We start from the raw sequence: 12,300 nt of genomic DNA on the forward strand, positions 1-12,300 counted from the left end.
TGGCTAGCGGATGTTTGCCCACGGGTGTGCAATCAATCGTCGATGTCGATGGACGGCACTCCCCACGGCTTCCTAAACTGTCGCCAGTCTTGGGGACTGGGGGCGGTAGATGAATCGCAATGAACTGCGCAAGGCCGACATCAACCTGATGGTGGTGTTTGAAACGCTGATGCTCGAACGCAACGTGACACGCGCGGCGGAAAAGCTGTTTCTCGGCCAGCCCACAATCAGCTCGGCACTCAATCGCCTGCGAGTCATGCTCAACGACCCGCTGTTTATCCGGGTCGGTCATCGCATGGAGCCTACGGCGCGGGCCGAAGAGCTGATCCAGCATCTGTCTCCGGCGCTCGACGCCTTGTCTTCGGCCCTGAGCCTGACCCGCGAGTTCGATCCCGCCAGCAGCACCATGACCTTTCGCATCGGCCTGTCCGATGACGTCGAGTTCGGCCTGCTGCCACCGTTGTTGCGCGCCTTGCGCCAGGAAGCGCCGCAGGTGGTGTTCGTGGTGCAGCATGTTGACTACTGGCGGATTCCCGACTTGCTGGCGTCAGGCGATATCACCGTCGGCATCAGCCAGACCCGTGGCCTGCCGGCCAATGCCAAGCGCAAGTTGTTGCGCCACATCCAGCCCAGCATCCTGCGTGCCGATGCCTCGGACACGCCGCTGACCCTCGACGAATACTGCGCCCGGCCCCATGTGCTGGTCTCGCACACCGCCAACGTCAGCGGCTTTGCCGATGAGTGGCTGGCCGAGATCGGCCGCACCCGCCAGGTGGTGTTATCGGTGCCGCAATACAGTGCCTTGCCGGCCTTGTTGGCGGGCACCGACTTGATCGCCAGCCTGCCGGACTACACCGCCGCAGCCATGGCTGCCTCGGGGCAATTGTTCAAGGAGCCGTTCCCGTTCCACACCCCGACCCTGGACCTGTCCATGGTCTGGCTCAGCCATGTCGACACCGACCCGGCCGAGCGTTGGTTGCGCTCGCGCCTGGAAGCCTTCATGAGCGACCGCGGGGCGCCGCAGATCTAGGCCAATGTCGCAGAGGGCGGTAGGAGCGGTCTGTGCTATACGTAGGCACTTTTATGGTTAACCCAAGGAGCACTGCAATGCCTCACCTGCACATGGAATACACCGACAACCTGCCAGGGCTCAACGCGGACGTGGCGCTGCTGCGTTTCAACCACGCGCTGGCCGGTTCCGGGCAGTTTGCCGATGAGTTCGACATCAAGAGTCGGGCCATGCAGGTAGGCGCATTCCGTGTAGGTACCGGCATGGGCGAGCGGGGCTTCGTGGCGTTGCGCCTGGCGATACTCAGTGGCCGTTCACCGGCGATCAAGAAGCAATTGTCCGATAGCCTGCTGGCGGTCCTGCAGGACCTGTGCGAATGGCCGGCCGGGGTCGAGGTGCAACTGTCCGTCGAAGTCCTGGACATTGACCGCGAGTCCTACACCAAGACCGCCATCGGTCGCTGAGACCCGCCGCACCCTTCACTCCAGCGGTTGCGCGACACAGGCCTCGATCACCTGCTCGCGCAGCCAGGTGTTGGCGCTGTCCAGGTCGCTGGCCTCGCTCCACAGCATGTCCAGGCTGAACCTCGGCAGACCCTGGGGCGCCTCGTAATGGCTGAACCCGGGTTCGCTGGCCAGCAACTGCTGGATACGCCGCGGCATGGCCAGCAGGTAATCGGTGCCGACAATCAACTTCAGCGCCGCACTGTAGCTGTTGGCGCGGGCGACAACCTGCCGTTTGTGGGCCTGCTGAGCAAGCCAACCATCGACCATGTTGGTGCTGGAAGTCCAGGGCGTGGGAAAGACATGCCGGCGCTGGGCGAAATCCTGCAGGCTGAAGCGCGGCGTAGGGTGCGGGGCGTGCTGGTCGACCACGCACACCAGGTCATCGGTGAGCAAAACCTGGGACTTGAAGTCACTGTGGTGCTGATGAAAATTAGGGCCGAAGCCGATCACCAGATCGATGCGGCCGTCGCGCAGTTCTTCGGCGGGAATCTCACTTTCGAGTTTGTGCACATTGATGGTCACCGGCAGGTCGACCTGGGCGAAGCGTCGCAGCAGGCGCGGCAGGACCAACTGTTCGAAGTACTCCGGGGCGCAGAGGTTGAAGGTCACGGCCCGCCGAGTCGGGTCGAACGCCTGGACCCCGGCATGGCACAGGTTGATGCTCTCGATGATCTGCAGCACATGGGGGTACATGCTGCTGGCCCTGTCCGTCGCGCGCATGCCGGTCCGGGTGTTGATGAACAACTCGTCCTCGAAACTGGTGCGCAGTTTCTTCAGGCAATAACTCACGGTGGACTGGCTGACGCACAAGGCGTCGGATACGCCGCTGACATTGCACTGTTCATACACCGCGATGAACACCATCAGGTCCTGCATATCGAGCTTGCGCAGCAAGTTACTGTTGAGCATCCATAACGTCCGTTCAGCGGCGTGTGCAGGTTGCGCACACGCCTGGACCAGGGATGCTAACGGAAGGCGCGGCTCAGGACCATGCGCCGCAGACTCGGCTGCTCAGTCGATGTGCCTGGCATAGTGGCGTGGGTCGAAGCGCAGGACCATCAGCATCATCACCAGCACCACCGCGGTCAGGGCCCACCAGGCCCATTCGAAACTGCCTAGTTGATCGCGGATCATCCCGGCAATCAGCGGCGAAACCCCGGCAATCAGGTAGCCGATGCCTTGCACGAAGGCCGTCAGGCCGCCGGCGCGCTGCGGGTGGTCGAGGTGGTCCAGCGAGACGATCAGGCTCATTGGAAACAACCCGCCGATGCCCAACCCCAACAGGCAAGGCCAGAGCAGGCTCAGGGACTCTGGGCTGAGGATCAGCCCGCAGAAACCGGCGACGATCAGGCCCAGCAACACCATCAGCACCAGGCGTTTGTCGCGGCTGCGGTTGGCCAGGGCCGGGGTCAGCAGGCCGGAGATCACTTCCATGGCAGTGAGAAACCCCAGCACCAGGCCGGCACTCTGTTCACTCCAGCCTTTCTCCACGTAGTAGGGCGCCAGCCATGCCAGCACGCAGGTATAGGACGCCGTGCCCAGGCCAAAGAAGATGGCCAGCAACCAGGCGCGGGGATTACCGGCAAAGGACGTGTTGTTGACGGTTGGGTTGGCCTGGGGAGCGATGGCCGAACGTTGGGCGTACCAGAACAGCAAGGCGACAACCGCCAGTGCCGCCCAGATCGCCAGGCCGATGCGCCAACTGCCGGTGTTGATCATCACCAGAGGCGCGAATGAGGCGGCAATGGCAGCGCCGGCCATGATCGAGGTGACATACAGGCCCATGAACAGCGAGACGTTATCGCTGAAGCGGGATTTGATCAGGGCCGGCAGCAGTGCCTGGATCAGGGCGATGCCGATGCCGGCCAGGACGGCGCTGAAGATCAGTTCGGCGGCCGAGTCGAGGAATAACCGGGAGGCGGTGGCCAGGCCGATGATCAGCAGCGACAGGACCACGGTGCGGTGTTCGCCCAGGTGGCGGCTGATGCGCATGCCGAAGAACATCGCCAGCCCCATGGCCATGACCGGCAGCATGGTGAGCAGGGCGGCGAGGCTGAAGCTCAGGGGGATGTCGCTGCGGATGCCGGTCAGTAGCGGGCCGATGGCGGCCATGGACGGGCGTAGGTTCAGGGCGACGAGAACGACGGCTAGCATCAGCCAGATGGCGGGGCGGGAGGTGGCGCGTACGGTTTGCATAATCGGACCTTGGGGGGCTAGGGCTGGATTAGGCGGGTTGGGGGTGGGGGGCGGCAAATCAGAAAGTCTGCGGGGGGATTTAGAAATTAAATTTGTTGGGGGTGAGGGGCTGGCCTGTTTTTTCTGGGGGAACGCATTTCTCTGTGGGAGCGGGCTTGCCCGCGATGGCGATCTGAGCCACACCACAGATCTCAGCAATACCCCAATCCCCCGTAGCAGCTGTCGAGCCTGCGAGGCTGCGTTCGAGGACGCAGTCCTCGCAGGATTGCAGTGAGGAAATGTTTAGCAAGTCTGCACCCAAGGTTCTTGATCTGTGGATTTAACGACTAACTGTCCCGTGTGACGCTGTTCGCCCTCTATGTTCTGTGGTTTACCCTATGGACGGTTGCTCGATCGACACTCACCCCGCAGCGGTGCCTGGCGCTAGTGCGTCATGCCGTCAGCCTCGGCGTCGGTTCTTGCCCGCCAGTGCATTGAACCTGTCTGCCCTGCCTTCGGAACTGGCCTTTTGGGCGCTATGGCACTGCCGCCATGCGCGCCCACCGGATGTGCGTATTTCCCGTTGAATCACTTCAACGGCCCCGGTGTTGCTCCGGGGCCTGACTGGCGGTGCCTGTGCGCCTGCCTGACCCGGATATACGAGCGTTCCCATGAGTGTTGCCACGAGCCCCTTTGCCTCCCTGCAAGAAGCCAACGATTTTCTGCAAGCCAACCCGGATATCGAGATGTTCGAGCTGTTCATTGTCGATAACAACGGCGTGCCCCGGGGCAAGTTGTTGCACCGCGATGAGTTGTTGGCGGTCTACCAGAGCGGGCGGCCGCTGCCCAGCACCATCCTGGGCCTGACCATCAATGGCGACGACGTGGAAAACTCCGGGCTGGTCTGGGAGGTCGGCGACATCGATTGCCGCGCCTACCCGGTCAGCGGCAGTTTGCAGCGCATGCCATGGCGGCAGATTCCGACGGCGGCGGTGCAGGTCAGCATGCACCCGCAAGAAGGCATGCCGGCGACCGTGGCCGATCCTCGGCATTTGCTGGCCAAGGTGATCGATGGGCTCAAGGCCGATGGTTATTACCCGGTGATGGCCGCGGAGCTGGAGTTCTACCTGCTCGATCAGCAGCGTGACAGCCAGGGTCGCCCGCAACCGGCGCGGGACGTCGACGGTGGGCGGCCGCGCTCGACCCAGGTCTACGGTTTGCGTGAACTGGAGCAGATCGAGCCGTTTCTCGCCGACCTCTATGCCGCCTGCAAGCTACAGGGGATTCCGGCGCGCACGGCGATTTCCGAATACGCTCCGGGCCAGGTCGAGATCACCCTCGAGCACCGCGAAGATGCCCTGCAGGCCATGGACGAGGCGGTGCGCTATAAACGCCTGGTCAAGGGCGTGGCCCACAAGCATGGGATGAGTGCCTGTTTCATGGCCAAGCCGTTCGATGACCTGGCCGGTACCGGCATGCACATGCACGTCAGCATCGCCGACAAGGACGGCAACAACCTGTTTGCCAGCGACGCCCCCGATGGCACGCCGCTGCTGCGCCAGGCGGTCGGTGGCATGCTCAGCACCTTGCTCGACTCCTTGCTGTTGTTCTGCCCCAACGCCAACTCCTATCGCCGTTTCCAGACCAACAGCTACGCGCCGCTGGCCGCCACCTGGGGCGTCGACAACCGCACCGTGAGCCTGCGAGTGCCCGGCGGGCCGGCGTTTTCGCGGCATATCGAGCACCGCATCTGCGGCGCCGATGCCAACCCTTACCTGGCAGCCGCGGCGATCCTGGCCGGCATTCATCGCGGCATTCGCGAGCAGCGCGACCCGGGAGCGCCGGTCGAGGGCAACGGTTACGCCCAGGCCAAGGAATTGCTGCCCACGGACTGGCTGACCACCCTGCGTGCACTGGAAAGTTCGGCCTGGGCCCGGGATGCCTTTGGTGCGCCGTTCCTTGGGGTCTACCTGGCAGTCAAGCGTGCCGAGTACCGCCAGTTCATGGGCGAAGTCGGCGAGCAGGACTGGCGCTGGTACTTGCATCAGGCGTGAGATAGGAATAGTTAACAAACAGGACGCCAACAAATAGCGGTTAACCCACTATTTGTTGGCGTCTTTTTCACGAAATATTGATGCAAGGCTGCTTAAAGTTTGTGCCGTGGTCAGGAAAGAATAGTTCGTTCTTTGTTGGCGGCACCTACTTCAGGAACAAGCAGACCTCCCATGTTTAAAATAAAAGCCGTGCGCCCGGAATGGGTGACGTTGATTGCCAGTGCGTTTCTATTGGCTGGCTACAACGCTGTCCTCTGGCAACACCTGTTCGACATTATCGCCAGCGATGCCCAAGGTATCGGTATGCGGGTGGCGTTCGGCGTCATGATTCTCTGTGCGTTCAACCTGATCCTGACCCTGCTGGCCTTCCGTCCAGTGTTCAAGCCAGTGCTGACTCTGATGTTCATGGCCAGTGCCGGCGTGGCGTATTTCATGAGTCAATACGGCGTGCTGGTCGATGCCGGGATGTTGCGTAACTTTGCCGAGACCAATGCCAGCGAAGTTCGCGACCTGTTGTCGCTAAAGTTGCTGGCGTACAACTTGTTATTGGGTGTGCTGCCGTCATTTATTCTGTGGAAAACCCCGATTAGTTATCGTCGCTGGCACCGTGAGTTGCTCAGTAAAGTGTTGGTCGCCGGCGCCTCGGCCGTGGTCATCGGTGGCGTGGCACTGGTTAACTATCAAGGGTTGTCTTCGTTGTTTCGCAATCACCACGAGTTGCGCTTGATGGTAGTGCCGAGCAATTACATCGGCGCTTCCATCGGTTATTTGCGCGAGCAAGTGAAGTCCGCACAGCAACCGTTCGTCAAACTCGGCGAAGACGCCCAGCGCAATCCGACCTGGCAGACCCACGGGCGCAAATCGCTGACCGTACTGGTGGTGGGCGAAAGTGCCCGCGCCGAGAACTTCGGGATTCTTGGCTACGGGCGTGACACCACGCCGAAACTGAACCAGGAAGTGGGGCTGATCGCCTTTACCGACGTGCACTCCTGCGGCACGGAAACCGCGGTCTCGGTGCCCTGCATGTTCTCCAACATGGGGCGCAAGGACTATGACGCCAGCAAGGCGAAGAATGAGGAAGGCCTGCTGGATGTGCTCAAACATGCGGGGCTGGACGTAATCTGGCGGGACAACCAGTCGGGTTGCAAGGGCACCTGCGACCGGGTGACCCTGGAAGATGTCAGCAACTTCAAGGACCCGGTGCTCTGCGCCAACAGTGAATGCCGCGATGAAATCCTGCTGCAGGGCCTGCAGCACTTCATCGACACCCTGGACAAGGACACCGTGCTGGTCCTGCACCAGATGGGCAGCCACGGTCCCGAGTACTTCAAGCGCTATCCCAAGGAGTACGAGCGTTTCACCCCCGTGTGCGAGAGCAACGCGCTGAACAATTGCAGTCGGGAAAGCATCGTTAATGGCTACGACAACACTCTGGTCTACACCGACCATGTGCTGTCGACGCTGATCGACCTGTTGCGCAACAACCAGGAAAAAGTCGACACGGCCATGTTGTACCTGTCGGACCACGGCGAATCCCTGGGCGAGTACAACCTGTACCTGCATGGCACGCCCTACATGCTCGCCCCCGACCAGCAGAAGCATGTCGCGATGCTCGCCTGGTTCTCCGACAGTTATCAGAAGGCGTTCTCGGTCGACACCCACTGCTTGCAACTGAGCCGGGAAAAGCCCCTGAGCCAGGACAACCTGTTTCATTCGATGCTGGGGCTGCTGGAGGTCAACAGCAAGGTCTACAACCCCGACCTGGACCTGTTCGCCGGCTGCCGAGGTGCCGTGGTCGATGGCGTCCTGGCCAAGGATTGAACGCCAGCCACCTTATCTCTACGCCAGCCCCCAGGCTGGCCCCAGCAGACACCTTATAAGAGTCGCCCTCATGTCCGCCCACCCGCCATCTTCCATCGAGCGCGAATCTGCTGAACGCCATGGCCAGCAGCACGCCTGTGCCTGCGTCGAGCCCCAACCACCGGGTTGGCGCCAGCGTTTGGCGCAGTGGCGCCGCGAGCAGTTACTGCGCAATGCGCTCAACGAAGCAGGGGAGCCTGGCCTGGTGCTGGATGTGGCCTGTGGCGTCGGACGGTACTGGCCGGTATTGGGGGAGCACGGCAACCGGGTGATCCTGGCGGCCGACCCCTCCCCAGACACGCTCAAGCATGCCCGTACGCACCACTCGACGAGCCTGCTGACACGCATCCGGACCTTGCAGAGTTCGGCCTTCTCCATCGGCCTGTCGGCCAATGCGGTGGATTGCATCGTCTGTTCGACGTTGTTCCAGCACCTGGCCTGCGCCGAACACCGCATGGCCTTGCTCCAGGAGTTCCAGCGGGTGAGCCGGGACACTTTGATTGTGGTGGTGCGGCTGGCGGGTCGCTGCAATTGGGTCGCCGGCCTGGCGACGCAGGCGCCCGGGGTCGGAAAAAACCAGTTGGAGGCCGAGTTCAAGGCGGCCGGCTTCAAGATCCTCATGCACCAGGATGTGTTGCCGGGCATTGCTGCGACCCGGGTGTACGTCCTGCGCAAACTCAGCCAGGACTGATCCGGCGAGCGCTTGAGCGCGTGCCGTAGATCATTTCGCCTACGCTCTTGCTCAGTGGATGCGCGGAAATCGCCGGGGGCGATATATACTGCGCGCCATTCTTCAAGGGAGAGCCGTGTGGCCATCGATATTCACTGGATTCGCGACAACGATAGCCTCGGTCAGTTTTGCGCCCAATGGCAGCAGTTGCCGTTCGTCGCCCTCGACACAGAATTCATGCGGGTCGACACCTTCTATCCGATTGCAGGCTTGCTGCAGATCGGCGACGGCGTGCGCGCTTACCTGATTGACCCTTTGACCATCGACGATTGGCAGCCCCTGGCGGCATTGCTGGAAAACCCGGCTGTGCTCAAGGTGCTGCATGCCTGCAGTGAAGACCTCGAAGTCCTGCTGCGCCTGACCGGCAGCCTGCCGGCGCCGCTGTTCGATACCCAGCTGGCTGCCGCCTACCTGAACCTGGGCTTCTCCATGGGCTACTCGCGCCTGGTCTCGCAAGTGCTGGACATCGACCTGCCCAAGGGTGAAACCCGCTCGGACTGGCTGCAACGCCCGCTGTCGGAGACCCAGATCAGCTACGCCGCCGAAGACGCCCTGCACCTGGCAGAAGTGTTCGTGCGCCTGCGGCCGAAGTTGTCGGATGACAAGTTTGCCTGGGTCCTGGAGGATGGCGCCGAACTGGTGGCTAACCTACGCCGCGAAACCGACCCGTACGAGGTCTACCGCGAGGCCAAGCTGGCCTGGAAACTGTCCCGCGCCCAACTGGTCGTGCTGCGCGAGCTGTGTGCCTGGCGCGAGCTTGAAGCCCGGGCCCGTGACCTGCCGCGCAACCGCATCGTGCGTGAGCATTCGTTGTGGCCGTTGGCCCGGACCCAGCCGGACAACCTCGCGGCGCTGGCAAAAATCGAAGACATGCACCCGCGCACCGTGCGCCAGGACGGCGAGTTCCTGCTGGACCTGATCAAACGGGCCGGCAGCGTGCCCTCCGAGCAATGGCCAGCCGCTGTGCCCGAGCCGTTGCCGATCGAAGCCGCCGCCCTGGTCAAGCGCCTGCGCGCGCTGGGCCAGGCCGAAGCGGAGCGCTTGAACATCGCGCCCGAACTGATGTTGCGCAAGAAGACCCTGGAGGCCTTGCTCAAGAGCGGCTTCCCGGACGGTCCCTACCAATTGCCTGAATCGCTGCGTGGCTGGCGCCGCGAACTGATGGGCCAGGCCTTGCTCGACAGCCTGGCCACTGCCGGAGAACAGCCTTGAAACGTATCTGCTCGATTTACCGAAGCCTGAAGAAAAACGAAATGTACCTCTACGTGCTCAAGAGCGATGCTCTGGAGCGCGTACCGGAAAGCCTGCTGCTGGCCTTCGGCAAACCCCATCACGCCTTCGACCTGGTGCTGACTCCGGAGCGCAAGCTTTCGCGTGAGGACATTACCCAGGTCCTGGAAAACCTCGACAAGCAGGGCTACCACCTGCAAATGCCGCCAGCCGAAGACGAGTACATCGAGCACTTGCCCGAAGAGTTGTTGCGACGTAACGATCCGATCTGACGGCGACCGGCACTGGATTTTCTGGCGGTGGCCGCAAACGGGGGAGCGCACTCCCTCGGCGGCCTTGTGCACTGTTTTTTAAGGTTTGAACCATGCGCGTTCTGATTGCCGAACACGACCACGCTGTGTATGCCCAACTCCTGGGACAGCTGGCACCCGAGCTGCAGGTCATGACCAGCGGCGACTCCGCGGAACTGGCCAACCTGGCTGCCGACTGCCCGGTGTGGCTGGGGCAGCCCGACTTGCTGGCAACGCTATTGCGCCAAGGCCACCAGCCCCAGTGGCTGCAGTCGACCTGGGCCGGCATCACGCCGCTGCTGGTAGAAGGGCTTCCACGGCATTACCGCCTGACCCGCGCCGTGGGGATTTTTGGCCAGGTGATGGCCGAGTACGTGCTCACCTACATGCTCGGACATGAGCGCGAAGTGCTGCCGCGCCTGGTCAGCCAGGTCGAGCGCAAGTGGGACAGCCGCCAGGGCCAGAGCCTGGTCGGGCGCAAGGTGCTGATCGTCGGCACCGGGGACATTGGCCAGAGCGTTGCCGAGTTCCTCAAGCCATTTGGTGTGCAGTTGTACGGCATCGCCAGCACGCCTCGTGAACAGGCACCGTTCATCGAAGTAGCCGGGTTGCAGGACCTCGGGCGCCTGGTGGGTGAGGTCGATTATGTGGTCAACCTGCTGCCCAACACTCCGAGCACCCATGACCTGTACGATGCCGCGCTGTTCAAGCAGTTCAAGCCTACGGGCCTGCTGATCAACGCCGGGCGCGGTGTGGCGGTGGTCGATGCCGACCTGGTGGAAGCCTTGAAGGAAGGGCACCTGGCTGGCGCGGTCATCGATGTTTGCCGCCAGGAACCGCTGCCCCAGCGGCACCCATTCTGGACCGCCTGGGGCTTGCTGTTGACCGGCCACAGCTCGGCACCGACTTCACCGGCGCTGATGACGCAGCTGTTTGTCGAAAACCTGCGGGCCTATCAGGCCGGGGAAGCGCTGCGCGGCGAAGTGGATTTCAACCGCGGCTATTGAGACAACCCCAGCTACGCGGGATCAGCGAACACCCAGAATCACTGTGGGTATGTGGGGGATTAGCAACCCCCCAGGAATTACTGTGCTTACAGGGTGAAATCGCCCTCGGCCGCCAGTTCGCTCAGCGGCCGGCGTGGGCTTGGTACTTCTCGGGCTTGCAGGTACTCGGCCAGGGTGCCCTTGTCGCCCAGCTTGCCGATCGCCACGGCGGCGTGCAGCGCGTAGCCTTCTGGAATATTCAGCTCCTTGCGGGTCAGCTCCTGATCGAAGCCGGCCATGCCGTGGGTGTGCCAGCCGCTGATGGAGGCTTGCAGGGCCAGGTGGCCCCAGGCCGAGCCGGTGTCGAAGGTGTGCCACAAGGCCGGGGTTTCGGCCTCGGCACCAGGCGCGGTGAAGGTGGTTTTCGAGATCACGATCACCAGCGCCGACGCGTGCTGGGCCCAGCCACGGTTGAACTCATTCAGCAGGCCAAGGAAGCGCTCCCAGTTCGGCGTGTCCCGGCGCGCGTAGAGAAACCGCCAAGGTTGCGAGTTGTAGGCCGAAGGTGCCCAGCGGGCGGCTTCGAAAAAGCTCAGCAGGGTTTCTTCCGGGATCGCTTCACCGGTAAAGGCCCGTGGCGACCAGCGATCGGTGAACTGCGGGTGGATGGCATATTCGGCAACGCGGGGATTGGCGCTCATGAAAGAGATTCCTGGCAAGGTCGATGAGGGTACACAGCAATAAAAACCGGGGGCGCACAGTTGGCTGGGCAGTGGGGTTTTTGCGACCCCTGGCAGCTCGCCCGGGTGCAACGCGGTGGGCGTTGATGACTCCCTGGGCCGGGGTCGTTGTGACCTGCAAAGCTACTGCGCCGCGGGAAAACTGACAAGTGCCGGCGTACCGGCAGTCGCCAGCGCTTGGCCCGCGGGGGCTTGGGCACTAGACTGGCGGCCTTTTCCACCGCTGATGCAGATGCTTGAACCATGGCCGCCAAAGTTGAACCGTTCTGGATACGCAAGACCCTCGCCCAACTCGACCAGCAGGAGTGGGAGTCGTTGTGCGATGGCTGTGGTCTGTGCTGCCTGCAAAAGCTCGAGGATGAAGACGACAACAGCGTCTACTACACGCGCATCGCCTGCAAACTGCTGGACCTCAAGACCTGTCAGTGCAGTGACTACCCGAACCGCCGCGAGTCGGTGCCGGACTGCATCCAGCTGACGCCGGGCAAGGCCGATGAGTTCAAGTGGTTGCCGCCGACCTGCGGTTATCGCCTGGTCAGTGAAGGCAAGGACTTGCCGCTCTGGCATCACCTGGTGTGCGGCGATCGCGACGCGGTGCACCATGAGCGAATCTCTCAGTCCGGGCGCATGCTCGCCGAGGGCAGTGTGGCCGAGGATGATTGGGAAGATCATCTGATTTTTCGCGCAGGTTAAGCGCCGCGCGTTGTCCAAGTGAATCAC

The 12,300-nt window shown here is 62.5% G+C and carries 12 protein-coding genes; 9 read left to right on the forward strand and 3 right to left on the reverse strand.

Annotation, left to right across the window (positions count from 1 at the left end):
- The first annotated feature begins 109 nt into the window (after nucleotides 1-109).
- Nucleotides 110-1,030 (forward strand): LysR substrate-binding domain-containing protein, encoded by a 921-nt coding sequence (locus QMK50_RS20840; protein ID WP_095171704.1) that lies wholly within the window; start codon nucleotides 110-112, stop codon nucleotides 1,028-1,030.
- Nucleotides 1,031-1,107: 77 nt separating this feature from the next.
- A complete protein-coding gene (locus QMK50_RS20845; RefSeq protein ID WP_095171702.1) occupies nucleotides 1,108-1,473 on the forward strand; it encodes a 5-carboxymethyl-2-hydroxymuconate Delta-isomerase in 366 nt (121 codons plus the stop codon).
- Nucleotides 1,474-1,488: 15 nt separating this feature from the next.
- Here QMK50_RS20845 and QMK50_RS20850 read toward each other — a convergent pair whose 3' ends face one another.
- Entirely contained in the window at nucleotides 1,489-2,424 is a 936-nt protein-coding gene (locus tag QMK50_RS20850; RefSeq protein ID WP_320333857.1) for a LysR family transcriptional regulator, read from the reverse strand.
- Nucleotides 2,425-2,526: 102 nt separating this feature from the next.
- Nucleotides 2,527-3,711, reverse strand: coding sequence for a cyanate transporter (locus QMK50_RS20855; RefSeq protein WP_095171698.1), 1,185 nt, complete (start codon nucleotides 3,709-3,711; stop codon nucleotides 2,527-2,529).
- 650 nt (nucleotides 3,712-4,361) lie between these two features.
- Between QMK50_RS20855 and QMK50_RS20860 the strand changes: the two genes are divergently transcribed.
- From QMK50_RS20860 to QMK50_RS20885, 6 genes are all read left to right on the forward strand, one after another.
- Nucleotides 4,362-5,744: a glutamine synthetase family protein gene (locus QMK50_RS20860; protein WP_095171643.1), complete on the forward strand. Its 1,383-nt coding sequence runs from the start codon at nucleotides 4,362-4,364 to the stop codon at nucleotides 5,742-5,744.
- Nucleotides 5,745-5,915: 171 nt separating this feature from the next.
- Nucleotides 5,916-7,565, forward strand: coding sequence for a phosphoethanolamine--lipid A transferase (locus QMK50_RS20865; protein WP_320333858.1), 1,650 nt, complete (start codon nucleotides 5,916-5,918; stop codon nucleotides 7,563-7,565).
- A gap of 70 nt (nucleotides 7,566-7,635) precedes the next feature.
- Nucleotides 7,636-8,295 carry a class I SAM-dependent methyltransferase gene (locus tag QMK50_RS20870; RefSeq protein ID WP_320333859.1) on the forward strand — a complete coding sequence of 220 codons (660 nt, stop codon included), beginning with the start codon at nucleotides 7,636-7,638 and terminating at the stop codon, nucleotides 8,293-8,295.
- 117 nt (nucleotides 8,296-8,412) lie between these two features.
- Nucleotides 8,413-9,546 (forward strand): ribonuclease D, encoded by a 1,134-nt coding sequence (rnd, locus tag QMK50_RS20875; RefSeq protein WP_320333860.1) that lies wholly within the window; start codon nucleotides 8,413-8,415, stop codon nucleotides 9,544-9,546.
- Nucleotides 9,543-9,836 (forward strand): YcgL domain-containing protein, encoded by a 294-nt coding sequence (locus QMK50_RS20880; RefSeq protein WP_095171651.1) that lies wholly within the window; start codon nucleotides 9,543-9,545, stop codon nucleotides 9,834-9,836. The genes rnd and QMK50_RS20880 overlap by 4 nt, the downstream gene beginning before the upstream one ends.
- A 92-nt stretch (nucleotides 9,837-9,928) precedes the next feature.
- The gene (locus QMK50_RS20885; RefSeq protein WP_095171652.1) at nucleotides 9,929-10,861 is read left to right on the forward strand and encodes a D-2-hydroxyacid dehydrogenase; all 933 of its coding nucleotides are present in this window, start codon (nucleotides 9,929-9,931) and stop codon (nucleotides 10,859-10,861) included.
- Between the two features lie 86 nt (nucleotides 10,862-10,947).
- Here the strand turns inward: QMK50_RS20885 and QMK50_RS20890 are convergent, their stop codons facing one another.
- On the reverse strand, nucleotides 10,948-11,541 hold the full coding sequence (locus QMK50_RS20890) for a nitroreductase family protein (protein WP_320333861.1): 594 nt from the start codon (nucleotides 11,539-11,541) through the stop codon (nucleotides 10,948-10,950).
- A 282-nt stretch (nucleotides 11,542-11,823) separates the two neighbouring features.
- On the opposite strand from QMK50_RS20890, the gene QMK50_RS20895 reads away from it, so the two are divergent.
- Nucleotides 11,824-12,273 (forward strand): YcgN family cysteine cluster protein, encoded by a 450-nt coding sequence (locus QMK50_RS20895; protein WP_095171655.1) that lies wholly within the window; start codon nucleotides 11,824-11,826, stop codon nucleotides 12,271-12,273.
- Nucleotides 12,274-12,300: the final 27 nt, after the last annotated feature.

Source organism: Pseudomonas sp. P5_152 (assembly GCF_033989915.1).
Lineage (GTDB): Bacteria > Pseudomonadota > Gammaproteobacteria > Pseudomonadales > Pseudomonadaceae > Aquipseudomonas.